This is a genomic window from Acidobacteriota bacterium, assembly GCA_012517875.1.
In the GTDB taxonomy this organism is placed as follows: Bacteria; Acidobacteriota; JAAYUB01; order JAAYUB01; family JAAYUB01; genus JAAYUB01.
Genome location: JAAYUB010000104.1, coordinates 1 through 26,100, shown reverse-complemented (window position 1 = coordinate 26,100; position 26,100 = coordinate 1). Strand labels below are relative to the sequence as shown.

The 26,100-nt window shown below is 65.8% G+C and carries 17 protein-coding genes; 8 read left to right on the top strand and 9 right to left on the bottom strand.

The annotated features are described in order from the left end of the window. Positions 1-172 precede the first annotated feature (172 nt). The 4 genes from murJ (at position 173) to GX414_11190 (ending at position 5,280) form a co-directional block, all read left to right on the top strand. Complete coding sequence (gene murJ / locus GX414_11205) at positions 173-1,687, top strand: murein biosynthesis integral membrane protein MurJ (protein NLI47662.1); 1,515 nt, start codon at positions 173-175, stop codon at positions 1,685-1,687. Positions 1,688-1,754: 67 nt separating this feature from the next. Further along, the gene (locus GX414_11200; GenBank protein NLI47661.1) at positions 1,755-3,122 is read left to right on the top strand and encodes an insulinase family protein; all 1,368 of its coding nucleotides are present in this window, start codon (positions 1,755-1,757) and stop codon (positions 3,120-3,122) included. A gap of 12 nt (positions 3,123-3,134) precedes the next feature. Then, positions 3,135-4,442 (top strand): insulinase family protein, encoded by a 1,308-nt coding sequence (locus GX414_11195; GenBank protein NLI47660.1) that lies wholly within the window; start codon positions 3,135-3,137, stop codon positions 4,440-4,442. Positions 4,443-4,557: 115 nt separating this feature from the next. Beyond that, a complete protein-coding gene (locus GX414_11190) occupies positions 4,558-5,280 on the top strand; it encodes a hypothetical protein (GenBank protein ID NLI47659.1) in 723 nt (240 codons plus the stop codon). A 116-nt stretch (positions 5,281-5,396) separates the two neighbouring features. On the opposite strand, the gene GX414_11185 is transcribed toward GX414_11190, so the two are convergent. Continuing rightward, positions 5,397-6,248 (bottom strand): hypothetical protein, encoded by an 852-nt coding sequence (locus GX414_11185; protein NLI47658.1) that lies wholly within the window; start codon positions 6,246-6,248, stop codon positions 5,397-5,399. Between the two features lie 321 nt (positions 6,249-6,569). Here GX414_11185 and nuoE point away from each other — a divergent pair, with 321 nt between their 5' ends. The 4 genes from nuoE to GX414_11165 all read left to right on the top strand — a co-directional run bounded on the left by nuoE (position 6,570) and on the right by GX414_11165 (position 13,317). Next, positions 6,570-7,070, top strand: a complete 501-nt coding sequence (nuoE, locus tag GX414_11180) for an NADH-quinone oxidoreductase subunit NuoE (GenBank protein NLI47657.1) — start codon at positions 6,570-6,572, stop codon at positions 7,068-7,070. Between the two features lie 29 nt (positions 7,071-7,099). Next, a complete protein-coding gene (gene nuoF / locus GX414_11175) occupies positions 7,100-8,902 on the top strand; it encodes an NADH-quinone oxidoreductase subunit NuoF (GenBank protein NLI47656.1) in 1,803 nt (600 codons plus the stop codon). 41 nt (positions 8,903-8,943) lie between these two features. Then, positions 8,944-12,690, top strand: coding sequence for an FAD-dependent oxidoreductase (locus tag GX414_11170; GenBank protein NLI47655.1), 3,747 nt, complete (start codon positions 8,944-8,946; stop codon positions 12,688-12,690). 144 nt (positions 12,691-12,834) lie between these two features. Further along, on the top strand, positions 12,835-13,317 hold the full coding sequence (locus GX414_11165; protein ID NLI47654.1) for a hypothetical protein: 483 nt from the start codon (positions 12,835-12,837) through the stop codon (positions 13,315-13,317). 36 nt (positions 13,318-13,353) lie between these two features. On the opposite strand, the gene GX414_11160 is transcribed toward GX414_11165, so the two are convergent. From GX414_11160 to GX414_11125, 8 genes are all read right to left on the bottom strand, one after another. After that, on the bottom strand, positions 13,354-14,757 hold the full coding sequence (locus GX414_11160; protein ID NLI47653.1) for an aldolase: 1,404 nt from the start codon (positions 14,755-14,757) through the stop codon (positions 13,354-13,356). A gap of 407 nt (positions 14,758-15,164) precedes the next feature. Then, positions 15,165-15,752, bottom strand: coding sequence for a hypothetical protein (locus GX414_11155; GenBank protein ID NLI47652.1), 588 nt, complete (start codon positions 15,750-15,752; stop codon positions 15,165-15,167). After that, positions 15,736-17,526, bottom strand: a complete 1,791-nt coding sequence (locus GX414_11150; protein ID NLI47651.1) for a VCBS repeat-containing protein — start codon at positions 17,524-17,526, stop codon at positions 15,736-15,738. The genes GX414_11155 and GX414_11150 overlap by 17 nt, the downstream gene beginning before the upstream one ends. A 56-nt stretch (positions 17,527-17,582) precedes the next feature. Next, positions 17,583-18,686, bottom strand: coding sequence for an OmpA family protein (locus GX414_11145; protein NLI47650.1), 1,104 nt, complete (start codon positions 18,684-18,686; stop codon positions 17,583-17,585). A gap of 190 nt (positions 18,687-18,876) precedes the next feature. Continuing rightward, positions 18,877-20,154: a 4Fe-4S dicluster domain-containing protein gene (locus tag GX414_11140; protein ID NLI47649.1), complete on the bottom strand. Its 1,278-nt coding sequence runs from the start codon at positions 20,152-20,154 to the stop codon at positions 18,877-18,879. Positions 20,155-20,215: 61 nt separating this feature from the next. After that, a complete protein-coding gene (locus GX414_11135) occupies positions 20,216-20,980 on the bottom strand; it encodes a DUF169 domain-containing protein (protein ID NLI47648.1) in 765 nt (254 codons plus the stop codon). Between the two features lie 96 nt (positions 20,981-21,076). After that, the gene (locus GX414_11130) at positions 21,077-25,354 is read right to left on the bottom strand and encodes a hypothetical protein (GenBank protein ID NLI47647.1); all 4,278 of its coding nucleotides are present in this window, start codon (positions 25,352-25,354) and stop codon (positions 21,077-21,079) included. A 255-nt stretch (positions 25,355-25,609) separates the two neighbouring features. Next, positions 25,610-26,100, bottom strand: a 491-nt coding sequence (locus GX414_11125; GenBank protein ID NLI47646.1) for a prolyl oligopeptidase family serine peptidase, incomplete at its 5' end; no start/stop codon positions are given.

The following is a 26,100-nucleotide window of genomic DNA, read 5'->3' as shown; positions in this document are numbered from 1 at the left end:
GGTGCGGGCAAATATGGTGGCATCTTCCAAATTATGGTATTATAATACCTTACGAGTGTCAAGTTAAATGCCTGTCAAAACAAGAGTTATCCAGCAAAAACACGCTGCCTGCCCGGCCGCCGCCGCCTCGTCGAAGGAGGGCTGATTGTCCCGCCGCATCGCCATCGCGTCCATGATCTGGGGCGGTTCCATCCTGCTCTCGCGGTTGATCGGGCTGGTGCGAGAAGCCGTCATCGGACGGGTGCTGGGCGGTGGGGCGGCGGCCGACGTTTACTTCACCGCCTTCACCCTGCCCGACTTTTTTCACTACCTCCTGGCGGGCGGCGCCCTGTCCATCGTCTTCATCCCCATCTTCAACGGGTACCTGGAGCGCGGCGAGGAAGGCCGGGCATGGGAAGCATTCAGCGTGACGGCCAATTTCATCCTGCTGCTCTTGGCGATCCTGCTCCCCGCCCTTTGGGTGGCCGCGCCCCGACTGGTCCCGCTGGTGGCGCCGGGCTTCGATGCCGTCCAGCAGGCCGACCTGGTCCGCCTGACCCGCATCATGCTGCCGGCCCAGGCATTCCACCTGGTGGGCGGCCTGTTGTCAGCGGTGCTGCAGGCCCGTGACCGCCACCTTCTCCCCGCCCTGGCCCCGTTGTGTTACACCGCCGCCGTCATTGCCGGCGGCCTCATCGGCGGCCCCGCCGCCGGCGGATACGGATTCGCGTGGGGTGTGCTGGTGGGGAGCGCCATCGGACCGTTCGCCCTACCGCTGGCCGGCTGCCTCCGCCAGCGCTTCGACTGGCGGCCGATTCTGCGCCTGAACCATCCCGATCTGAAGACGTATCTGGTTCGATCGATCCCCATCATGATCGCCTGGTCCATCGTCGCGGTGGACGACTGGATCCTGCGCCGCCTCGGCTCCCTCATCGGTTCGGGCGCCGTCTCCACCCTCCAGTACGGCAAGCAGTTGATGTACGTCCCCATGGGCGTGTTCGGCCTGGCCACCGGCGTGGCCGCCTTCCCCACCCTGACCCGGCTGATCGCCCACGGCGAGGGTGCGCAGGCCTACACGACGCTGGCCGGCGCCGTCCGCCGGATGCTGGTGCTGGCGTTCGCCGCCCAGGTGGTGCTCACAGGTGCCGGCCGCGGGATCTCCATGCTCGTGTACGGCGGCCGGATCGCACCGGACCAGCACGCCGCCATCGGCGTCGCCCTGGGCTGCTTCTCCCTGGGGCTGTGGGCCTGGGCCGCCCAGACCGTCGTCGCCCGCGGCTTCTACGCGCTGGGCAACACCTGGGTGCCCTCGATCCTGGGTACTGCAATCGTCCCGCTGGCCTATCCGTTCTATGTCTGGGCCGGCGGTCGCTGGGGGCCCACCGGCCTGGCGTGCGTCAGCTCGCTGGCGGTGTCGGTCTATGTCGTGGCGCTGATCCTACTGCTGCGGCGCCGCTTCCCGGGCGCCGCCGACGGCTATGCTTACTTCTTCGCCCGGCTGGTCCCCGCAACCGCCGCCGGGATCGGCGCTGGACTGCTCGCGGCTGACCGCCTCGCCGGAGCGAACCCGTACCTGGCGGCCGGAACGGCCGCTTTGGCCGGTCTGGTCGCATACACAGCCGTTGCCGCCGCGCTGGGCGCACCGGAAATCCGCGAGGCGGCCGGCTGGCTCCGGCGCCTCGGCCGGCCCGCCGCTTCCCCGCGCTAGCCGGCCGGTGCTGGAAACAGCCGGGGAGATCCGGTACAATCATCGCAGCCACCCGGAGGTGCTCCGCATGAATACCCCGAAACTTCGGCTCCTGCTGTTACCGGTCTGCCTGGCCGCCGCCTGGACGTTCGCCGCAGCGGCCGAGCCGGTATGCCGCCGCCTGGCCAATGGGTTGGAAGTAGTGATCCTCACCGACAACACCAATCCGGCCATCGCTTCGTTCGTGGTGGTGAAGACCGGCCTCCGCGGCGAGGGCATGTCGTCCAGCGGTATCTCCCACATGCTGGAGCATCTGCTGTTCAACGGCACGGCCACCCGGACCCAGGAGCAGATCTACGAGGAGGCCGACCTGATGGGCGCCTACCACAACGCCTTCACCCGGGACGATTACACCTGCTACATGATGCTCGCACCCCGGGAGCACTTCCCGAAAATGCTGAATCTCCAGGTCGACATGGTGTTCCACTCGATCCTCCCGCCGGAGAAGCTGGAGAAGGAACGCGGCATCGTCCTTGAGGAGCTGGCCCGCGACCGGACCAGCCCGCGTTACGCCGCGGAGCGCGCCCTGGCGGGTCATGTCTTCGCGGGCTCACCCTACGCGCTTCCCGCCCTGGGGACCGAGGCGTCCATCGCCACGATGTCGCGCGAGCAGATCCTGCGTTATTACCGATCGTACTACGTGCCCAACAACGCGGTGCTGCTCCTCGTGGGCGACGTGGACATACCGACCGCTCTCGACCATGTGGAGCGCGAACTGGGCGCGCTTCCTCGCGGCGAACTGCCGGGCGGACCGGCGATGCCCGCTCTGTTCGGCCCAGACCGGTTCGCCGCATTCGACGTGGACGGTGCGGCCAGCCAGGTGGTGGTCACGCTCTCCGCCCCGGCGTTGACGGAGCCGGCCTGGACCGTGTTTCGACTGGTCCGCCGCTGGCTCGAGGACGAAGAGATGTCCCCACTGGCGGCGCTGGTGCGCGCGGGCGCAGTCAAGGGCTTTCAGGGCGAGACGCTGACCAACCGGGATTACTCCCTGTATCAGATCACCCTGGAGCTGCCCGGACCCGGTCCCGTCTCCCCCGAGCGGGCGCGGGCGTTGGCGGACAAGCTGCGTGCCCTGCCGCTGGATCACCTGCCGGAACCGGTGGTGCGCGCCTACATCACCCAGGAAACGGTCAGTGAGATCTACGACATGGAGAATATCCACTACGTGGGGATGTGGAAAGGGCAGATCCTGGCGCTGGCCGATCCGGCCCGGTACCCGGACTATTTCGGCGACCGGGCGATCGCGCCCCTGGTCCGGTTCGACGCGACGGCGGTCCGAACCGAAACCGCCCGGCTTCTCGGACACCCGAATCCCATCATCACTGTGCTGGCCGCTAAACCCGCCGCCAAGTCACCTGCCCCAATGATGCCCCCCGGCGCCGGCATGCCCCGCTGAAAGGAGCTCAAGGTGAACGTACGACTCACAGCCCTCTGTTGCCTGGTCCTGCTGGCGGGCGCTCTCCGCGCCGAAGCTCCGCTGGAGCGCACTCTGCCCTGCGGTGCCCGTGTCGCCGTGGCGGGATCGGGCGCATCCCGGATCTTTGCCGTCCATGTCCTGTTGCGTAACCGCTCCGCGGCGGAACCCCCGGGCCGGGAGGGGTTGGTGGACCTCGCCCACCGCTTCCTCGGGGAAGGGAGCGCGCGGCGCAGCCGTTCCGAGATGACGCTGGCGCTCAACGCGATCGGCGCGCAGCTCAAGACCGTGGACAGCCCCATGATCCCTTTCGATGATTACTACTCCGTGCCGGACTACTCCTGGGTCCGCTTCCAGGTGATCGACACCTACCGCCAGGAAGGCCTCCGCCTGCTGGCCGAGATCCTGTTCGAGCCGCGCCTCGATGCGGAGAATCTCCAGCGGGCGCAGGCGGCCCTGCTTGAGGTGCAGGGTCGGCGGGAAAAAGACCCCCGCGCCGTCGGCCAGGAGCAACTGTACGGTCTCCTGTTTGACTCGCCCTGGATGAGCCGTTCCATCTACGGCGCCCGCGCGTCAACAGGCGCCATCACCATCGAGGATGTCCGCGCCTTCTGGCCCACCTATTTCAGCGCCGCCAACATGATCTGGACCGTGTCCACGAATCGCCCGGCGGCCGAAACCATGGACGAAGTGGCCGCGCTCCTGGCCTGCTGCCGCCCGGCCGAGCCCACGTCCGCCGCCGCGGCAACGCCGGCTTCCGCCGCCGGCCAGCAGCGAACGCTGGCGCTCAAATCCCGGCAGGGCTACCTCTGGGCGGGCCACGCCTTCCCGGTGGCTGCAGCCGACTGGCCGGCACTGGAGGTCCTGGTAGCCATGTTCTCCGAACAGCTCGCGTTCGAGCTGCGCGAGCGTCAGGGTCTCGCCTACAGCGTGGGCGCCGGTCTCGGCGCCGCCGACAGTGGCCGGCTGGCAACGGTGACGGTGTCCATGGGCACCCGGCAGGCGAACCTGGACGGCGCCACCGCCGGAATCCGCGAGCAGATGGACCGGTTCGCCCGGGCCGAGATCACGCTCCGCCAACTGGAAAAGACGATCAACCGGCTCAAGGGTCAGATCCTGATGCGAAACTTTCCCGCCCTGAACCGCTCTTATTTCATGGCACTGGGGATGTTCCAGGGGCGACCGCCCGATTACTACCGGCAACGACTGGACCGGCTCGGAGCGGTGAGCCTGGACGACCTGCGCCGCGTCCGCCAAACGTATTTCCGGCCGGACCTGTTTGCCTGGGTCCGGGTGGAATGAATCGCCGGCGGCCCCCGTTTTGACTGGAAAATACAGTGCGAGTCTGATAGATTGAGTGACCGCATGACAATGCCAACCCTGTGATCAACGAACATTCGATCCCATTGGAGGAACAATGAAAACAACGGTCCGTTTGCTGACGCTTCTGGGCGTGCTGGTGCTGGTGCCGTTCGCCATGGCCGGTGTGTACCTGGAGCAGGTGGTCAAGTCCGACCCCGTCACGGTGATGGGCAAAACCCAGCCGGCGCGTGAAACCGTCCAGAAGATCTTCCTGGCCGATGACCGGATGGCTTCCGAAAATTCCGACGGCATGTCGGTGATCGTCCGACTCGACCAGAAGAAGATCTACTTCATCAACACCCAGGGCAAGTCCTACCAGGTTTCCGATCTGCCGCTCAAGTTCCCCCCGGAGATGCAGCAGATGATGGCCGCCTTCCAGTTCACCACCGACATTCAGAAGACCGGCAAACGCCAGCAGGTGGGCGCCTACAACTGCGAAGAGGTCGTGATGACCCTGAAGGGATTCATGAACTTCACCATCCGGATGTGGTGCACCGGCGACATCCGCATGCCCTACGACAAGTACTACGCCATGTCCGCCGAGATGGTCGCCTACAGCCCGGCCATCAAGCAGATGATGGAAAAAATGCGCTCCTTGGGCAACCTCTACGCGGTGGAGCAGGAGATGACCGGCGAGGTCATGGGGACCAAGACCCGCTCCGTCACCAAGCTGGTCAATTTCGATGCGAACGCCTCGATCCCGGCCGACAAGTTCAATCCGCCGGCCAACTTCAAACAGGAACAGCTGGATTTCCAGAAACTGATGCAGCGGCAGTAAACTCCGGCCCGGGCCGGCGGTCGCACCGCCGGCCCGGGTTGTCTCTATGGACCCACTCCCGCCGGCGCGGTCGCAAACATCCACTCCGGCCCGCCGGCCCCTCGCCCGGCAGCCCCCTACCACTCCAGACTTTCGTCGAGGATGATGCGCTGGCGGTCCTTGGGACCCAGCCCGTGCCAGTGGCACTTCAAGCGCATGCAGACATAGAAATCCACATCGAGCACGAATGCTTTGACCAGAAACTTGGCCGCCCGGGCGCCGCAGGCCTCGCAGTGTTTGTTGTCGAGCCACAGGCTCCGGTTGCAATGCGGGCAAATCATGTTGGTCACTTCCTCACCGGCCGGGAGGAAGAGAGAGCATTCGCTGGTGAACACGTTCAGGTACGGGCTCAGTTTCATGACGCTGAGCCGCCCCTGACGGTCATGCACGTGGACCACCAGGTCGTCGCCCTGCACCAATCCGGACTTGCAGAGGGGGCAGAACAGCTGCAGCTTGGTCCCCGACTTGATGAATTCCTTGTGATCCTTTGGTTCCTCGAATCCGGATGCCTCCAGGATGATTCTCCCCTTGGCCTCTTCGCTCAGGCCGTGCCAGCGGCAGTTCTTGCGCAGGCAGAACAGGAAGTTGAACGCGTCCGTCCCCTCCCTGATCTGCAGCCGGCCGACGCGGGAGCGGCAGCTGGCGCACTGGGCGTCCGGCTCCTTCAGCGTATGGCGGCAATGGGGGCAGCTCAGGTCCTGGACTTCCTGCCATTCGGTCAGCTGGATGGTGCTGGATGAGTCGAAAAAATTGAGATAGGGGCTGAGCCTCAGTACGCCGCGCTCTTTGGCCTGGTTGATCACATCCAGCAGGATCCAGTCCTCGCTGATCAACGACTGGCCGCAATGGGGACAGTGACACTTGAGATATGAGCCTGTCTTGAACACCGCCGGATGCGGCGCGTGCCGCGAGTTGTCGTCGGGCGCCATCACCTACCTCCACCGGCTCCAGATGGCCGCCGGTCGTTCTGGAACGTCGGCCTTGATCCAGACAGCCGCTCACATTCAGACGTTGCCGTCGGCGCCCGAGTGATCGGCCGCGCCGGAGACAATCATCAGAGCGGATCGATTGCTCCAAAATTGTACGAGAAGTTCCGCCGTGGATCAACACCCGTCATTCAATATCGAGCCGACCACCCGGTGTCCAAAACCGGGCTGCCGGACACCCGGAGCCCACCTTCTGGTTGAAAGTTAACCGGTTCGTTGCTATAGTTGTTCAGTTTTAAAACCCTGTTTTATATGGAGCCGCGCATGGCAACGGACACCCCGCAATCAACCCTCCCGGTGGAATTCGACGTGAACCCCGTGCAGGCAATCCTTCGCAAGTACAAGGGTGAAAAGGGCATTCTGATCCCCGTGCTGCAGGAGACGCAGGACGCGTACGGCTATCTGCCCACCGCCGCGCTCGAGGAGATTGCCACATCCACCGGTGTGCCCCTCGCCCAGATCTACGGCGTGGCTACGTTTTATGCTCAGTTCCGCCTTCGACCTGTGGGCAAGCACATCGTCCGGGTGTGCTGTGGCACGGCCTGCCACGTCGCCGGAGCCGAGCGGATCACCGACGCCATGACGCAAACGCTGGATGTCGCGCCCGGCGACACCACCGGCGACGGCCTGTTCACCCTGGAGACGGTCGCCTGCCTCGGCTGCTGCTCGCTGGCGCCCGTGATGATGATTGACGAGGAGACCTTCGGACGGCTTGATGAGAAGACCGTGCGCAAGATCGTCAAGGAATACCGGATGGAATCCTGATCCCAACCGGCGAATTTTGGAGGTGTGCGTTGTCTCACCCGCTACAGCCGAATGTTCTCACCCGGCCTAAAATCGTCGTGGGCCTGGGCAGCTGCGGCATCGCCGCCGGCGGCAAGAAAGTGCACGAGGCGCTGGTCAAGGAAGTGTCCAAACGCAACCTGGACGTGGACATCGACGAGACCGGCTGCATCGGGATGTGCTTCCGCGAAGTCCTGGTCGAGATCCGGGATCCCAAGCGCGGTTCATTCATCTACGGCGATGTGACCCCGGACCGTCTGCCCCGCATCCTCGATGAGCATGTGCTGGCCAGCCGGGTGATCCCGGAATGGCTGGTCAAGAGTGACGAGTTGCCCGGCAGCGAGGATGCGTTCTTCGCCAAGCAGAAGCGGATCGTGCTCCGCCATTGCGGTGTGAACAACCCCGAATCACTGGCCGAATATCAGGCCCGCGGCGGATACGCCGCCCTGGCCAAAGTGCTCCAGGAAATGACTCCCGAACAGGTGATCGAAACGATCACCCAATCCGGCCTGCGCGGTCGCGGGGGCGCCGGATTTCCCACCGGGATCAAGTGGAAATTCGCCCGCCAGAGCCGGGATGAGATCAAGTACGTGGTCTGCAACGGAGACGAGGGGGATCCGGGCGCCTTCATGGATCGCAGCGTCCTCGAAGGCGACCCCCACAACATTCTGGAGGGCATGCTGATCGCCGGTTACGCCATCGGCGCCCGCTTCGGCTACATCTACTGCCGGGCCGAGTATCCGCTCGCGGTCAAGCGCCTCAAGCTGGCCATCGAGGTGGCCCGTCGGAACGGGTTCCTCGGCGAGGGGATTTTAGGCAGCGCGTTTTCCTTCGATATCAAGGTCAAGGAAGGCGCCGGCGCCTTTGTCTGCGGCGAGGAGACCGCTCTGATCGCCTCCATCGAGGGGCAGCGGGGCATGCCCCGCCTGCGCCCGCCGTTCCCCACCACCGCCGGCTTGTGGGCCCACCCCACCTCCATCAACAACGTGGAAACCTTTGGCAACGTGCCGTGGATCATCCTGAACGGCGCCGACAAGTTCGCCGAGATGGGTGTGGGCAAGAGCCGCGGGACCAAGGTGTTCGCCCTGGCCGGCAAGATCGTCCGGGGCGGACTGATCGAAGTACCCATGGGCATCACGCTCCGCGAGATCATCTATGAGGTGGGCGGCGGCATCCAGGGCGGCAAGGCATTCAAGGCCGTCCAGATGGGCGGGCCGTCCGGCGGCTGCATTCCGGCCGCCCTGATCGACACACCGGTGGATTACGAGTCGGTCACCCAGACCGGAGCCATCATGGGCTCCGGCGGCATGGTGGTCATGGACGAGACCACCTGCATGGTGGATGTGGCCCGGTTCTTCCTCAATTTCACCCAGAAGGAATCGTGCGGCAAATGCACGTTCTGCCGCCTGGGCACCAAGCGGATGCTGGAGATCCTGACCCGGATCACCGAGGGCAACGGTCGCCCGGAAGACATCCCGACACTGGAAGAGCTGTCAGAAAAAATCAAGAAAGGTTCGCTGTGCGGCCTCGGGCAGACCGCCCCGAATCCTGTCCTGACCACCCTGAAGTACTTCCGCCATGAGTACGAAGCCCACATCAACGACAAGAAGTGCCCGGCGCACCGCTGCAAGAAGCTCCTGACCTACAGCATCATCGCCGACAAATGCACCGGCTGCACCGTGTGCGCGAAGAACTGCCCGGTCCATTGCATCAGCGGTGAACGGAAACAGGTGCACGTGATCGACCAGGCCACCTGCATCCGCTGCGGCGAATGCCTGCGCCGCTGCAATTTCGCCGCCGTGCTGGCGGATTGAGCGCCGCCGGCGCTCCGGATCCACATTCGAAGGAGTGTTTCATGGCCCAGGTTAAAGTGACCATCGACGGCAGGGAAGTGCTGGCCGACAGCGCATTGACCATTCTGGAAGTCGCCCAGTCGCTGGGTATCGCCATCCCCACGCTGTGCCACGATCCGCGGCTGGCGCCGTTCTCGTCCTGTTTCGTCTGCGTGGTGGAGGTGGCCGGCGCCCGGGGGTATGTGCCCAGCTGCGCCACCAAGGTCACGGACCAGATGGTGGTCAAAACCGACACCCCTGAGCTGCGTCAGGCGCGTAAAACGGCTCTCGAGCTCATCGTGTCGAACCACTTCGCCGACTGCCTGGGCCCCTGCCAGCTGACCTGCCCGGCCAGCGTCGACATCCAGGGCTACATCGCGCTGGTGGCGATGGGCCGATATTCCGAAGCGGTGGCCCTGATCAAGGAAACCAATCCCTTCCCGTCCGTCTGCGGGCGTATCTGCACCCGGCCCTGCGAGGGCAAGTGTCGCCGCAACCTCACCGACGAACCGGTGGGGGTGGATTATCTCAAGCGGTACGCCGCCGACCTGGACCGCGCCGGCCGCCATCCCTTCACCCCGCCGCGCAAGCCGCCGTCGGGGCGGCGCATCGCCGTCGTGGGCGGCGGACCCGCCGGCCTGACAGCCGCCTACTACCTCGCGCTCGAAGGCCACCAGGTGGTGGTGTTCGAGTCGCAGCCCAAGGCCGGCGGCTGGCTCCGCTACGGCATACCGGAATATCGCCTCCCCGAGGATGTTCTGGATTATGAAATCGAATCGATCCTCCAGTTGGGCGTCGAGCTGGAGAGCGGCAAGCGGCTGGGACGCGACTTCCAGCTTGAAACGCTGTTCGACCAGGGATACGAAGCCGTCTTCCTGGGGGTGGGCGCCTGGCGGTCCACCCTGATGAACATTCCGGGTGAAGATGCGCAAGGAGTTCTGTCCGGGATCGGCTTCCTGGAAAAAGCCAACAACGGCGAAATCGACTCCATCTCCGGCCGAGTGGTCGTGGTGGGCGGCGGCAACACCGCCGTGGACGCCGCCCGGACGTCGCTCCGCCTCGGCGCGGATTCCGTCACGTTGGTCTATCGCCGCAGCCGCTCGGAGATGCCCGCCCATCATCTGGAAATCGAGGAAATGGAACACGAAGGCGTCCGCCTGGAGCTCCTGGCCAATCCGACGCACATCCATCAGGACGACCAGGGCCGGATCACCCGAATGACCTGCATCCGCATGCAACTGGGCGAACCCGACGCCAGCGGTCGCCGTCGCCCCGTTCCCATCGAAGGTTCCGAGTTCGACATCGAGACCGACTGGATCCTTGAGGCCATCGGACAGCAGGCCGAAACCGACTACATCGAATCATCCCGCCTGCTCAAGGAGATCAAGACGACCCGCTGGGGCACGCTGGAGGTCGATCCCGAGGCCATGACCACAAGCGTCCCCGGCATCTTCGCCGGCGGCGACATGATCACCGGGCCCGCGACGGCCATTGAGGCCATCGCCGCGGGCAAGAAGGCCGCCGGGGCCATCCATCAGTTCCTGACGGGCCATGTGATCCCCCGGCTTCAGAAGCCGTTTCTCAGCAAGAAGGAAAATCTCAAGCCGGAGCTCGTCGCCGAAGATTTGTATGTCAAGTCCCGGACTCCGCGACAGGTCATTCCCTCGATGCCGGTCGACGAGCGGATCAAAGGCTTCCTCGAAGTGGAACTGGGCTACACACCCGACCAGGCGGCCGAAGAAGTGCAGCGTTGCCTAGAATGCGGGTGCAATGCGTTTTTCGAATGTGATCTGCAGCGTCACTGCACCGACTGGCAGGTGACCCAGCGGGCGTTTTCCGGCGAATTCCAGCACCAGCTGCCCGACGAGCATCATCCGTTCCTGCGTCTTGATCTGAACAAATGCATCCTGTGCGGGCGCTGCGTCCGAATCTGCGACGAAGTGGTGGGCGCCGCGGCGCTTGGCTTCGTCAAACGCGGCTTCGATGCCAAGATCCAGCCCGCTCTGGAAAAACCGTTGCTGGAGACCACTTGCATCTCGTGCGGACAGTGCGCCGACACATGTCCCACCGGGGCCATCACCGTCCAGCCCGACGCGCCCAAACCAGGCCCCTTCAAGCTGCCGCAGGTGGAATCGGTCTGCAATTATTGCAGCGTCGGCTGCGGTATTCTCCTGGAAGCCGTTGGGGGCCGCGTAGTCCGGGTGCTCTCGAACCGGGCTGCGCCGGTCAATGACGGCGGCAACCTGTGCCGTAGCGGCCGGTTTGGATTCCGCGCCATCAACTCGTCCGACCGGCTGATCCGGCCGCTGGTCAGACGCGACAACCGTTTAGTCGAGGCGACGTGGGACGAAGCCTACGCGGTCATCCACGACCGGCTTGCCGCCGTGCTGTCTGCTCACGGACCCCGTGCCCTCTCGGTCATGGCCGGCGCCCGGCTGACCAACGAGGAGGCGTACCTCATCCAGAAACTGTCCCGGAGCGTCTGGCAGACCGCCAACGTCTACGAGGCCGGCGTCACTCCCCACGCCGGGGCCGCCGAGCTCGCCGCCAGCCAGCCGACGACCGATTTCGAAGGGTTGACGCGGGCCGACGCAATCGTCGTGCTCGGCCTCAACCCGCTGGAGAAATATCCGATTCTGGACTTCAAACTCCAGCGGATCGCCCAAAACGGTCGAAGCCGGGTGTTCTACTTGCACCCCGACAAGACGTTTCTGGCCGGCCGGGCCCACCGCTGGATTCCCCTGCCGGTCGACCAAACAGCCGTCTGCACCCGGGCGCTTCTGGCCGGAGCATTCAGCCGGCTGGGTGTCCCTGGCAGCCAGCCGGCGCTGGCGGCGCTGAGCCGGGAGCTGGCTGCGCCGCCCGCCCAAAGCGACCTGCAACAGGCCGGCCTGGCCGAAGCTGACATCCAGGCGATTCTCGATCTCCTGCTGGCCAAACGACCGGTGCTCGTGTTCGATCCAGAGGAGATCAGCGCCGACGCGAACGCGCACATCCACAACCTGGCTGTTCTGCTCAACAGCCACAATTACCGGATCGCCCTGCTACCCATGGTGAGCCGCTGCAACAGCCGGGGCGTGTTGGAGATGGGGTGTCATCCCGCCTTCCTTCCCGGCTGGCAGCCCGCCGACAGCCTCACGGCGCGTGAACGGATCCAGCAGGTGTGGAAGCGCGGGCTTCCCGCCGAACCCGGCCTGGACCATCGGCAGCTGTCCGCCGCGCTGAAATCCGGCGGCATCCGGGCCGCTCTGGTGTTCGGCGCCGATCCCGCCGGCGGCGCCGCATCGACCCAGTCGCAGACGCTGCTCCGGGGACTGGATTTTCTCATGGTCCAGGATCTGTTCCTCACTCCCACAGCGGAGTCGGCTGATGTGGTCCTGCCCGCCGCCTCGTTTGCCGAGACTTCGGGCACGGTAATCAACGCCGAACGGCGGATTCAAAAAATTCGTGCCGCCATGACGCCGCTGTCCGGCAAGTCCGGCATCCAGATCCTGCAAGACCTTGCTCATCTGTGGGACGCCGATTTCGGTCCCGCCGACCCGGTCGCCCTCTGGGATGAAATGCAAGCCGCCACGCCGACGTTCAGAGGCATCGCGCTCGCCCGACTCGACATTCGCGGGGCGGTGCTGGCACAGGTCCGGACGGATGGGCACCTGTTCGTCTTGGATCCCGGGTCGCAGCCGTGGCCCGAGAGCTTCCCGAACGGCATCGACGCCATGGTTCGGCGGTGGCAGAACCGTCTGCGCGAACTGGGTATCGTCCGGGATTGACACAATCCCCACCGGGGCGTACATTCAGATTCGGTGAATCCCATGCGCACCGCGCCGACATATCGCGTGTCTTCCGTTGAGCCTTCGTCACACCGCGGTTCTGTTGCGTCTAACCGTAACCGGTTGGCCGGCTGGATGGTGCTGGTGCTGCTGGTGATCGGAGCCGCCTCGCCCGCCGACACGGAGCGACTGACGGATCCGCTGGTGTTGGCTCGCCTGATTCCTGTTCGCTGGCAGGAGCTTCATCTCCTGGCTGAGAAGGAGTACGGACGGCGGCAGATCGCCCACCTCCAGATCAGCTATGCCCGGGCGGATTATGTGTCCTCCGACCACAGCTGCGAGGCTGAATTCGAGGTCATCGACACCCTGCATTCCCCCATGCATTACAACGAATTTGAATTCGACCGCTCCAATGCCCCGGCCGATCGCATCACGGTCCTCGACCTGCCGTATGGCACCGGCTACCTGGTGCAGGATTTTGCGGAGGAGCAGACCCGGATCCGCCTGCTGTTCAAGAACCGTTACCTGGTGAAAATCCAGCAGTCCCCGCAGGTGGATGCCGTCATCATGCACCGGGCGATCACGGCCTGGCTGACCTTGCCCGATGTGCACGGCACCTTCAAGTGACGGACGGGCCGGCAGCGGCGACGGGTACGCATCTCTTCATTTCAGCATATCCCATTCCCGGTCCAGCGTGGGCTGGTAGTCGGCCGGGATCGTGCATTCCTCCACAACATGCCGGGTGTGAAAGACACCCAGCTTCTCGAAGATCATGGCGAACCGGCTCTGCAGATCGTCGCGGATGGCCGTCCGGATCTCTTCGGGCAGGGTCCAGAACTGCCGCTTGAAAGGCCCGAACGCCTGCTTCCGGACCTTGTAGATGAACTGCTCGTCCGTTTGGCCTTCCTTGCGTTGGGCGGCCAGCTTTGTCCGCAGATAATCATAGATCTCCGCCCGCAGCTCCTGCGGCAGCAAGGGGTGGTCGAAGATCAGATTCTGAAACCCGGTGGCCAGATGGATCTCCGCTGTGCCGCTCTCGGGGAAGCGATGGAACAGCTCCATGGGCAGTGTCGATGCGCCGTGCTGCACGGCGCCGGCCAGGCCGTACGTTTCGCGTGCCCGGCGGCTGAGTTTCTCCAGCGTGCCGAAATCGAGCGAGACCCGGGCCACCTGGCCGTCCGGCAACGGCACGCCGCCGTGGGTGGTGCCGGTCTGAACACTGATTTTGCTCAGGCCCTTGAGGCTCCGGTCGATCTTGGCCAGGGCGTCGCAGTACCCGGTCATGAAGGCGTCGAGTTCCTCGCACGTGCTGTTCCGCCCGCCGACTTCGCCGATTTCGCCACCGACGCTGATGGTGGTGTTGAGCGGCTCCAGTTCCCGGATGTAAGCCGTGAAGGTCGCCGTCAGATCGGCGTTCAGGTTCTGCTGCTCGGCCAAAGTGCTCAGGCGCAGGTCCACCAGCGTCGAGGTGTCGATGTCGATGTTGAAGAAGCCGGAGGCGATGGCGTCGCGGATCAGCAGCTTGATGGCTGCAGTTTCGATCTCCGGATCGTCCCGGAAAATCTTTGCCTTCACCTGGAAGTGATCGCCTTGCAGGAACAGCGGTCCGCGATAACCTTCCCGAATGGCCGCCGCCTGGATGACCGTCGAGTACTCCGCCGGCCACTGTAGGGTGTAGTTGATCTCGGATCGGGCGATTTCGAAAATCACCGCACCGGCTTTGTGTCGGCACATGGTCTGGAAGACGGCCCGGGCAGTGTCGAATGCCATCCCCCGGATGTTGACGGCCGGCACGGTGAACAGGAGATGTTTGCCTCTGCCTTTGAGGGCGTACAGATCAAACAGCGACGCCGGGTAGATCCCCAGACGGTCGGCCGCGGTGCGGATGGCGAACCGGCAGTGGCCTTTGATCTCGACATCCGGATGAAACACCGCGTTGAAGACCAGCGGCTCGATCAGCCGCTCGCGCAGCGCGGGCTCGTCAAGCACCTTGCGGACACCCCGTCGGTCGTATTCCAGGACGCCGCGCAGCACCTCCTGGAAATCCTCGATCTGGTTGAAGAGCATGCTACAGACCTCCAAATCCAGGCCGGAACACCACCCTGCCCCGCCACCGGCATTCGACCGTGGCCGGCCGAGCAATCGGCTCCCCCCGTGGGTATGCTGCCGTGTGGGTTGCCGTTGCCCCCAGTGTATTCGGACTGCCGGTCGGCTGCAATCCATTTTCACACCGGGGAAGTGGCCGAGATCAATGGTGGTGTTCACCGAGCCTGAAATGGCCGAATGACGGCAGCCCGGCATTGGCATGACGATGATCGGGGTTCGCGGCATCAATGACTTTGTCCGCGCGGATGATCCCCTCGGCGGCGGCCTCTGGCGCTTCGCGCTCGAGACCGGGCGGACTGAATTCGCCCGGCCTTCTCCAGCGGTTTCAGCGTTGCCGCCGCAACCGTTTCAACACGAGATTCCAAGTTTCAAAACAGGACCAGCGCGGCGGCGGCAAGACCCAGCGCGGCGTTGGCTGTCACCGCCGCCAGCGGGAGCGGCCGGCGCAGAAGCCGCCACAGGAAACCGAAGGGAAAAATCCAGAGCCACCCGGTGAGCCACGGGAACTCACGCGACATCCGCTGGCGCACCAGGGCGTAGAACATCAGGTCGCATCCCCCGGTGACCCAGACGAGCAGAAACGCCGCCACCGGACGCCAGCCGAACGCCACCGCGGCCAGCAGGCCGATGGGGATGAATATCCCGTGCTGGACGATCCGATAGGCGGCGGTGGCCTGCTGGAACCAGGGATGGAGCGGCTGCGCGGCGCCGGCCTCCAGGTAGGTCAGCTCGCGGGCGTCCCGGATCCGGTTGATCCGATACCCCCAACGCAGGACCCACTTGTAGCCCAGGGCGTCAAATGCGGTGAACAGCAACACGAGATCCAGCGCTGCCAGCCAGCGGGGTGGCGGAGCCGGCCAGCCCACCAGCAGAATCAGCAGCGCGGTCGCCATGAGGAACGCGATCACGGCGAAGTCAGCCCGCCACAGCGCGCGGTAGTCAATCCACGTGGGCATCGGGCGGTCTCCTTGTCTCCGGCGCTCGAATCCCGTGCTGGAAATGGCGCAGGTTGCCGTCATAGTCGCCCACATAGAGATCCACTTCGCCGCCGGCGCCGGCCTCCGCCCAGGGTGAGGCGAAGCCCTTGACCCGCACGTGCTCGGGCATGACGGCTTCCTTGAATCCCCCCGCGGCCGCCTCGCCGGCCGGGGCGACAAACAGCCGGATTCGACCGTCTTGCTGCCCCACGAACAGCCAGACGGCGGCGGCGACGCGCACGAAGGACGGCACTGCATAGCCGCCGACGCGGATTTGTCCCAGGCAGTCCGATGCGGCCTCCCACGGCGGACCGCCACGCGGCGACTGGGAGCGGTACACCGCCAGGCGGCCATCGGCGGCGCCGACGATCAACTCCTCGCGCCTGTCGCCGTCGAGGTCGAACAGGCATGGCGCACTGTGCCCCTTGACCCGGACGCCGGCGGTGAAGGCCGGCCAAGCCACCCAGCGGGCGGTCTTCGCGGTGCCGGTGTTCCGCCAGGCGGCCACAACCCCGTTCCCCTGGCCCACCAGGACCACTTCCTTTCCTTCCCATTCGGTGAGGACGGCCCGGGCAAAGCCGCTCACCTTGACGCCGAGGAAATACGAGGCCCATTCCTGCCAGGGCGGGTTGCCGGCCTCCGTCCGCGCCTCGTAGGCGCGGACCTCACCGTCCATGTTGCCCACCACGAGCCGGAGACGACCGCCCGCACGGCTGCGCGTCGGCGCGCACACCGGTCCCGGGAGCAGCCGGTTCTGGAACAGCTGCAGGTTGCGCGTCCACGCCCAGACGCCCGGCGCTTTCTGTTCGAAGTACTGGACGCCGCCGTCGCCGTCCGCCAGCAGGAGATCCAGCCGGTCGGGTTGGCGCAACGACACAAACAGCGGCGCATAAAAATCCCGGCGCGGGTGCGTGACGGCGAATGGCTGCACCGACAGGCCGCGGGCGCCCCGCTTCAACTGGAAGTACGCGATCTTCCCCATGGATGACCCCACCGCCAGCAACACCACCTGGTCCAACCGGAATGCGCCGGGCGTGGCGTACATACCGAAGGAACGCCGGAGCGCCAGCGGCAGCGCCTCAGGCGCCAGGCGCCCCCGACCATCGTTTGCCAACATGGTCAGGTGACCCGTCGAATTGCCGACGATCAAGTCGCAATGGCCGTCGAAATTGTAATCCACCGCCGCCGGCGCCGCGTCGTCGCCCACATCGATCACCGGGTCGGGCCAGCGCTCCCAGCGCGGCGCCGCTGGTGTGCCGGCGTTGGCATAGACCAGCACCTGGCCGGAGCGTGACGAAAAGCCCCCGGTGCCCACAATCAACTCGACGGTGCCGTCCCCGTCGAGATCGCCCAGCGCCGGCGCCGCGAACGCCCCTTCCCCCACACCGGCGAAATAGTCGGCGTCCGCCTGCCAGGCGTTGCCGTCGGTGCTTCGAAACAGTGTCAGACGGCCGTCCTTGCCGCCGGCGATGAGGTCGGTCCGGGCGTCGCCATCCAGGTCGGCGCACGCCAGCTTCAGGAACGGCAACACCGGCAGGCCGCACGGATTGAACGTGACGGCGGTGCAATCACGCCAGACCGCTTCCCCGTCCGTCACTTCCGGCGGAGGGGAGAGTAAAACGACCCGGTCGGCATTGCCTTCCGGTGATTGCGCGGCGGCATGAGCGGGGAAATATCGCGGATCAGCGGATACGGCCAGACCGGCCATCAACCCGACGAGGCCTATTCGGCAGAGCGTCCGTCGCAAGGCCACGAAAAATCCTGGAAACAAACGCGGGGCAGGGGGATCACCCTGCCCCGCGGGAACTGTCACTGAACGACGATTTCGAAATGAACGCGCCGGTTGGCGTTGCACTCGGGTGAATTCACGTTGGCCGCCGTCGGTGTTTCCGGCATGGCCAAGCGGGTTTCGCCGTAGGAAATCGTGGTCATGCGGGACTCATCAATGCCGCCTTCGCGAACCAGGAATTCCTTGACGGCCTGAGCACGCCGTTCGCCCAGACGCATGTTGTACTGGGGCGACCCGTGCGCGCAGGTGTGGCCTTCCACGGTCACCCTGATGCCCGGGTTTTCCTTCAACGTGGCAATGTTCCGGAAGAGGATCGCCTTGGCTTCATCGGTGAGCGTCGCCTTGTCGAACGCGAAGTGCACGTCTTCCAGCACGATGGGTTTCGGCGCCGGCGGCGGTGGCGGCGGTTCCGGTTTCGGTTCCGGTTTCGGCTCCGGCTTCGGTTCCGGCTTCGGTGCCGGCGGCGGCGGTGGCGGCGGCGGTGGCGGCGGCGGCGGCGGTTCCGGTCTCGGCTGCTCCACTACCGGTGCCGGCGGCGGTGGTGGCGGCGGCGGCACCGCCTTCTCGCCGATGGCGATGGCCAGGCCCGCTTGAGCCGCCAGGTTGTGCCGGGCTTCATCGAGTGACACCAGATCCCGGAAATCAAACCGAAGCGCCACCCGATCGCTCATCCAGTACTTGGCCCCGAAGCCGAAGTTGGTGAGGAATTTATTCAGGGTGTCTCCCCGGTCGGGAGCATAGCGCGCCCCGCCCAATCCCGCCACGAAAAACGGGTTGAACCGGGACTCAGGGAAGAGGTAAATCAACCCGTCCACGTGGTAGAACATGTTGTTGGTGCTCATAGCCGGGATGCCAAACGTCGCCTCTTCGAGCGGGTAGAGGTTCGTATCATCCACACCCGGGAACGAGAAGTCGGCGCCGCCTTCAAGCCCGAACCGCGGATTGAAGTTGTAGCCGACCCGGAAACCGAACAACAGGTTGTCTTTCAGGTTCAGGTCACCGTCGTAGAAGATGCCGCCGATGTACGGGGACAGCTCCACGCGCTTGTCCTTCACCTGAGCAGACGCTGTGAGGGTGAGCGCCAGCAGAGCCAGCATCAAGCCGATCCAACGCATGCGTCTCATCGCTCCTCCAGATAGATTGTGAATAAAGGTATGACGGAAAGTGTATTCTTTGACATTATTGAAATGATGCTGCCAGGAGGGACTTCGTTTCATAAAACACCAAACACGCCCGGAATGTACTGTTAGCATAACATATATGCCAAGAAAATGTTAGTTTCCAGACGTATCCCTATTACCGATCATCCCGGCGTCAGAGCTTGTGGCGGCTCAAGAGCTGGTCAAGATAGCGGGAGCGGAGCTGGTTCCGCGCCAATGCCTGTTGCAGCGGCGGCAGGCGCAAGATCGCACCCAGGACAGCGGCCATGGCGCGATGGCTCCAGAGCGTCTGGCGGTCGAAAATCAGGTTTTGCAACTTGCCCCGCTCGATGGCCATCACCACCACACGGTGCACTCCGTCCACCGGCGTGATCACCCGCTCCGGCCGCGACACCAGGCGGATGGCCCCGCCGGTGCAACTTTGTACGCAGACACCGCACCCCAGGCAGCGGGACTCGTCCACGCGCGCCCGGCGGCGCGGACCGCCGGGCTCGCCAGATGCCGCCAGGACCATGGCCGCCACGGGACAGGCGTCCACGCAGCGCCCGCAGCCGGTACAGCATGCGGCGTCCACCGCCGGCAAAAAGTTGGTCGTGTGCACCGGCCGCAGCACCGCGAACCGCCGCGCGGCGATCATCGCCTCGCAGCAGCAGCCGCAGCAGTTGCAGATGAAGCCGGCACGCTCCATGACGTTTTCACCAAACTGGACAAGGTTCCGCTCACGGGCCTGTTCCAACAGCGCCAGGCCTTCCGACACTGTGACCGGCCGGGTGACCCCGCGGCGATTCAACGATTTGGCCGGGCCGTTGAAGGTCATGCAGATGTCCTGGGGCGCATTGCAGGCCCGGCCCACGTGCTCCATCTTGTGGCGACAGTAGCACCGGCCGATGCCAATGGCCGAGGCGGTGCGAACGATGTGGCTGGCCCGTTCGTAGTCCAGCACATGCAGGGCGTTCTCCGCCGACAGGGCGGGTTCGCTAACAAACACCCGACCCAGTTGGGTCTCCCCTTCGCAAAACAACGCGCGGATGAACGCCTCTTCCACATTGAGGTACTGGTAGAACAACTCCGCCAGCAGCTTCTGGTCGAGGTTCGGTCGCACCCGCATGAGCGAAAATTCGAAGAAGCCCGCCATGGGTGGCGGCAGGACGTAGCGGCTCTCGCCGTTGTGGTCCACGTCGAGGAGGAGGCTGCGGTCCGCCAACTCTTCCAGGATCCGCCGGGCATCCGCCTCGGAGATGCGCCAGGCGCGCGCGGCGCGCCGGGCCGTGAACGGCCGCAGCGGCAGCCGGGCCACCAGCTCCGCCTCCCGCGGGGTGAAGAGCAGCGCCAGAATCCGGAACAGCAGGTCCCCAGGCGGCGCGCCCTGAGGGAATCGGTTGAGCCGATCAGTCAGTCGGCGGTAGGCCTCGCGGGCCGTGGCATGGGCCATGACGAATGTCCCCTTGCATACCGGACGGAGATACGGATCTCGCCACCAGCGTATCGACGACTTACGATTTCCCCTTCGTCCGCCGCAGCCTGTTTCGCACCTTGGCCCAGGACGGGGTGATCAGGAAGCTGTCCAGCATGTTGTCCACCATCCGGACGAACTTGGGCCACGGTACGGTGAAGGTCAGCTCACCGGCCCCGACGCACGGCCGCGCAGACACGTCGAACATGCCCAGCACCGCCCGGGGGCGGGACGACTGCGCCTCGCGATGGGGGTAGTCCACGATCGACGCACAGCCGGCGCCGAACGGGGCAATCACACCGTTAGGCTCGGTCTCGTCATAGTTGGCCAGAGTGAACAATCCGGCCAGCACATCGGAGGGGGCGAAGAAGATCACCGCCACCGGCGCATCATCCGCCGTCAGCCGGTCCCACCGCCGGAACACGATGTAGCGGCCGGGTGCGGTGAACGGCGGCTGGTGTTTCAGGTGTTCCTTCACCAGCTCCGGCGTCTTTTTGTACCGCTCGCCTTCCAGTTTGCCGGTGATGCCGCAGGAGAGAAAATACTCGAAGCCAGGCATCAGTTCCCCGCCGAAGCCGAGGTAGCGACGCCCGCCGCTGCAGCCGAGCACCGTCGGATCGAGTCGGAGGGACTGTCCGCGGCGGGCGCGGGCCAGATCGGCGATCAGGCAGCGATGCCCGGTGGGAATTGGGGGCGGTTGGCCCAACTCCGGATCGTCGGTGTAGAAAAACCCCACGGGCAACTCGACGCCGGGAAAAAATCTGGTCCAGAGGCCGGAGAAGCGGTCACGCAGGTCGGCATCCATCAGGGCGACTCCTCTTGTCTGGGTTTAACGTTGCAGGCTCCATTATACCAAGCCGCAGCCACGCGGCCGACGGCCATGCCGCCCGCCGCCACCCCGTCAGTGCCGATAGACCGGGTTTGAGGAGGACAATCCGAAGTACCGGCCCTCCAGCAGATGGTTGGGGAAGATCTCCTCCTGGAAGAGCACGTTGATGAGCCGCCGGTTGCGCAGTGTGTTGGCCCAGTCCAGGGGTGAGCAGCCGGATTTGTCCACCCGGCGGACGTCGGCGCCCCGTTTCACCAGCAGGTCGATGAGCTCCCATCGGCGCTCGAACACCGGCCGGCCCTCGTCATCGGCGATGGCATGATGGAGGGGCGTCCGGCCCGTCGTATCGGCCTGGTTCGGGTCGGCGTCGAAATCCAGCAATAGTGCCGCCACATCCCCCCACCCCCGGATGCATGCCCAGGCCAGGAGCGTTCGTCCCCCCGCGTCCGCCGCGTTGACGTCGGCGCCCGCCAGCAGCAGGGCAGCCATCACTTCCTGTTTGACTCGGTACGGCTCGGAATCCTCCCGCTGGCGCAGGAGGTAGTCCAGCATCACGGGCGCGGTGTCCGCCTTCGGTGGGCGCGCGCCGGCGGCGGCGAGTTCCCGGATGACGGCCACGAAGTCACCGACGGCTGCGCAGTGCCAGGCGGTCCGCCCCGTCGGGTCGCTCCGAGACGGATCAGCCCCGGCGGCGAGCAATGCCAGCGTCGCCCCCACGAAACCGTTTTCGGCAGCGGCCATGAGAGCCGTTCGTCCGTCTTTGTCCGGCAGGTTCGGATCGGCGCCGAAGGCCAGGAGCAGGCGCAGGCGCGGGATGTCGCCCCGTCCCGCCGCGTTATGGAGCAGCGGCCGGCTCCCCTCTGCGTGATCCGGCGCGGTCAGTTCCTCCAGCGGCGGCTCCCGCCGCCCGGCCCGGATGAGCTGCTCCACCGTGTCCGCCCGGCCCGACCGCAGGGCCAGGAACAGCGCGGTGACGTCACCGGGTACGGCTCTGGGTCCCGGACCGGTCTCCTCCTCGCCGCAAAACCGGAAATCATAGGATCCCATACCCAAGGATCTCATGCCCCCGGTTTCCAATTCATCCAGCGCTTGACCGTACACGTGGACGGTCCGGGCGTCCGCCGCCGCTCCGTGGTCCAACAGCAGTCGGACCACCGCCGGCCCCTTGTCGGCGGCCAGATGAAGCGGCGTCAGATTGATGGGGTAAGGCCGTCGAACATTCACCCCGGCCTGCAGCAGCATGTCCACCGCTGGCGGATCGTCCCGCCGGATGGCCGCGGCCAGAGCGGCTCGGCCAAAGTCATTCAACCGTTGCCGGACCGACGCCTCGGGATCAAACCCTTCTTCTCTCGGCCTGTCGGTTTTTTCGTCCCGTTCAGCCGCCAGAGCCGCCGGCGTCCCGGATTCCCGCCGCCTTTCGGCCGCCTGCGCGGCCAGGATCTCGGCTACCCGTTTGCGGGCGGGCGCCTGGGCCGCCAGGATCATTCGCAGGATCTCATGCTCCCCGTACCGGGCGGCCTCGAGCATGAGGTCTTCCGCGAATTGCCCCATCTGACGCAGGTGCTGGGCGCGGATGGCCGCAGCCACCGGCGCCGCCTCGCCCACGCGGACACTGTCCAGCAGATACTGCTCCAGGTTGGAGTGGATCCGCTCGTCCGCCCCGCGCTCATCCTGGGCTCCCGCCTCCTTTCCGCTGTCCGTTTCGGTTTCGGCAGCTGCGGATTCCGAATAATACCCCCAATAGGGGGCGCTCTCCCACGCGAGCCAGTCGTACAGCTCATCGCCGAGCGGGTCCGGAAGCGGGGTGAGCTCCGGCACCTGGGCGTACTGAACATGGTAGATGCGCCGGGCCACCTCCCGATGACCCGCCCGCGCGGCAATCTCCAAGGCTATTCCCCCTGCCCTGGCCAGCCGCGGATCGGCCCCGGCGTCGAGCAGGGCCTGCACGATCTCCACATTGCCCCGGCAGGCGGCTTCCATGAGCGGCGTCCGGAAACTGTCTGCCGGACCGGCGTCGGGTTTGGCGCCGCGGCCGAGCAGCAGCCGGGCGATTTCCCAATTGGCGGTGTAACAGGCTGTCCACAGTGGCGGGGTCTGGCCGCCGTCGGGGGAGGCGCCGGCGTCGAGGAGCGCCGCCGCCGCCGCGACGTTGCCTTCCGCGGCGGCGAAGTTCAGCGCGCGGTTACTGCCTGAACCGCCCTCGCCGCCTTCGTCTTCCAACCGGGCGCCGGCGGCCGCCAAAGCCGTGACCGCCTCCGGCCCACCCTGGGCGGCGGCGATCATGAGGGGCGTCTGTCCCGCCTCGTTGCGGGCGTTGGGATCCGCACCCGCCGCCACGAGGAGTTCGATCACCAGGCGGGCTTCCGGATCCGGCGGGAGCCGGTCGAACGACGGATGGTCGTCCGGCACATCGCCCCAGATGGCGGTCTTTTCCCAGCAGGCGGGATGGATCACGGCAGTGATCAGGACAGTCCAGCCACGGTAGTTTTCATTGGCATCGAAGCCGGCCTTGATCAGCACCTCCAGTATCTCGACTTTCCGAAGTGCCGCCGCCTCGGCCAGCGGCGGCCGGGAGAAGCTGCCGCTGCCGATATCGGGTTGCACCCCGACCCGGAGCAGGGACCTGACCACGTCTGTCCGTCCGTCTCCGATGGCCTGGTACAACAGCCGGCGGGCGAAGTGGGCGCCGGCATCGCGATCGTCTTCCGTCACCGCTTGGAACATTGTTTCCGTGCAAGCCGGTGCAACCGCATCCATCAACTCCGGATCGCCGCTGGCGGCGGCGACCAGCGCCGCACAGCTGTTGTCGTGGTCCGAAACCAGATAGGGATTGGCCCCGGCCGCTACCAGCAACCGGGCGACGTCCGGTCGGCCGGACTGCACGGCCGCCAGCAGGGGTGTCACGTTGCGGAACGATCGGCCGTTGATATCGGCCTTGGCGGCCAACAGTGCCCGGACGACGCCCGCGCTGCCGGTCTCGGCTGCCGTCACCAGGGGCGTCTCCCCCCAGTTGTTGGCGGCGTTCGGATCGGCCCCGTGGGCCAGCAGGAGGGTGGCCGCCGCGTGGTGGCCGCCGCGCGCGGCCCGGTGCAGCGGACGGTAACCCTGAAAATCCCGGGTGTTGGGGTCGGCCCCGGCCGCCAGGAGGTTCTGCACCACCACGGCGTCGCCGCCTTCGGCCGCGTCCAGCATCTCCCGACAGCCCCACGGTGGTTTGGGCGGGGTCGGCCACGTGGCCCGCTGTCGCTTCAGCGCCGCGAGCGCCACCCGGACCGTGGCGGGCTGGGCGTGGCGCGCCGCCCGGCCCAGCAGCGTCTCGTCTTGGAGACCTTTGGTCCCCAGGAGCTCCTGGTCGGACGCGGCGGCCAGCATGACCGCGTCGCCCGTGGCGGCGGCCAGGAACAGCCGGGTTTTCCGATCCAGCCCGTCGGCGGGCACGCCCGCGGCCAGCAGCGCCGCGGCGAAACCCATCCGGTCGTGCCGGATGGCCGGCCCGAGGAGCGCGCCCGCCGCGAGCGGATCGCGCCGAAGTACCGCCGCCTCCAGGTCGGGGCCGGCGGGGCTGCGGTTCTGCCAGGCCCGTTCCAGATCGGTCACCTTGCCGCCCGGCGCGACGGGATCGGCGCCGGCCGCCAGCAGCAGGCGCGTGGCCGGCAGCTGCTTAACGTCGCTGGACAGCGTGTAGCCGAGCGCGGTCTGCCCGTGCTTGTCCCGCCGGGCCAGCATGGCCGGATCCGTTTTTTCCAGCAGCGTCGCCAGGGCTTCGGCCCGGTTCCACCGCGCCGCCTCCATCAGCGGCGTCAGACCGTCTGCGTTGCATTGTCCCGGATCGGCTCCACGCGCTAAGAGCAGGCGGATGGTCGCGGCGCAGTTCTCCCCGCTGAGAGTCGAAAAGAGGGCGCTCCGGCCGGCACCCTGGATGACTGCGCCTCCGTCCAGCATCAGCGTGACCACTTCGGTTATTCCGGCACGGGCCGCGCGGTCCAGGGGCGTGGCCCCCTGTTTGTCAGGCGCGTTGGGGTCGGCGCCCCGCGCCAGCAACAACCGGACGATGGCGGCCTGGCCGTATTCAGCCGCCTGGTGCAGCGGCCGCTTGCCGGTCAGGTCGAGGGGCTGGTCCGGCCCCCAGCCGGCATCGAGATACGCCGAGACCCGATCCGCATCGCCCTTCCGAATGGCCTCCTCCAGGTCGTCGCCCTCATACCGGTGGAAGCCGGTTTCCACCACCGCCCGCGCCTGCAGGCGCCGCTCGTCGAGCGGCCGGTTCCTGGACTCCCCGCCGCTCCCCATCAGGGGCGCCACGGCCACAGTCCATAACAGGACGGACATCCAGACGGATTTGTTCCCCATCACTCACCGCTCCCCAAATATTGCCGAACGTTTGAAAACTACAGATTGGTGCAAACGTATCGAATCGGGACCCCGGTGTCAAGAGAATCACAGGCGACGCCGCAGGTTCTTGCTGCGGCCCGGGTGACGATCGCGCCGTCTGTTTCGGCTCTGTTTGATGAATGACTCGACAGGCTAAACCGGCCGAACTTGCTCGTGCGGAGGATGAATGAGACAGCGGCCCGCGCCCGGCGAGCGCGGGCCGCCGGGCGCGGCTTACTTCTCTTCCTTCTTGTCGGCTTTGGGCACATCGGGCATGGTGAAGTCGGGTTTGGGATCGCTCCATAAATAGTGGCCGAACCATTCAAGATTGTGGCGCATGACGGCGCGCGACGCCCGCGGCTTGCCGATGCCGTGGCCGAAGCCCTTGTACACCACCATCTCCACGGGCACGCGCCGATCCTCGAGACCCTGCCGCAGCTCATAGGCGTTGGGGATGGGAACGCGCCGGTCGTTCTCGCCGTGCTGGATCAGGGTGGGCGTCTTCGCCTCCCTGATGTAGCTCATGGGCGAGGTGAGGCGGTAGATTTCCGGGTCGTCCACCGGATCGTCACCAAGATAGTTGATGGTGAACGGCGTGATGTCGGTGTTGTAGTAGTAGGTCGCCCAGTTGGAGATGCCGGCGCCCACCGAGATGGCGGCGAAGCGGTCCGAGGATGTGGTGCGGAACGCCGAGATGTAGCCGCCCTGGCTCCAGCCCATGCAGC

Excerpts from the sequence above, each read along its gene's own strand:
- murJ (NLI47662.1), top strand. The coding sequence starts at position 173 with ATGATCTGGGGCGGTTCCATCCTGCTCTCGCGGTTGATCGGGCTGGTG.
- GX414_11200 (NLI47661.1), top strand. The coding sequence starts at position 1,755 with ATGAATACCCCGAAACTTCGGCTCCTGCTGTTACCGGTCTGCCTGGCC.
- GX414_11190 (NLI47659.1), top strand. The coding sequence starts at position 4,558 with ATGAAAACAACGGTCCGTTTGCTGACGCTTCTGGGCGTGCTGGTGCTG.
- GX414_11185 (NLI47658.1), bottom strand. The coding sequence starts at position 6,248 with ATGGCGCCCGACGACAACTCGCGGCACGCGCCGCATCCGGCGGTGTTC.
- nuoE (NLI47657.1), top strand. The coding sequence starts at position 6,570 with ATGGCAACGGACACCCCGCAATCAACCCTCCCGGTGGAATTCGACGTG.
- GX414_11170 (NLI47655.1), top strand. The coding sequence starts at position 8,944 with ATGGCCCAGGTTAAAGTGACCATCGACGGCAGGGAAGTGCTGGCCGAC.
- GX414_11160 (NLI47653.1), bottom strand. The coding sequence starts at position 14,757 with ATGCTCTTCAACCAGATCGAGGATTTCCAGGAGGTGCTGCGCGGCGTC.
- GX414_11155 (NLI47652.1), bottom strand. The coding sequence starts at position 15,752 with ATGCCCACGTGGATTGACTACCGCGCGCTGTGGCGGGCTGACTTCGCC.
- GX414_11145 (NLI47650.1), bottom strand. The coding sequence starts at position 18,686 with ATGAGACGCATGCGTTGGATCGGCTTGATGCTGGCTCTGCTGGCGCTC.
- GX414_11140 (NLI47649.1), bottom strand. The coding sequence starts at position 20,154 with ATGGCCCATGCCACGGCCCGCGAGGCCTACCGCCGACTGACTGATCGG.
- GX414_11135 (NLI47648.1), bottom strand. The coding sequence starts at position 20,980 with ATGGATGCCGACCTGCGTGACCGCTTCTCCGGCCTCTGGACCAGATTT.
- GX414_11130 (NLI47647.1), bottom strand. The coding sequence starts at position 25,354 with ATGGGGAACAAATCCGTCTGGATGTCCGTCCTGTTATGGACTGTGGCC.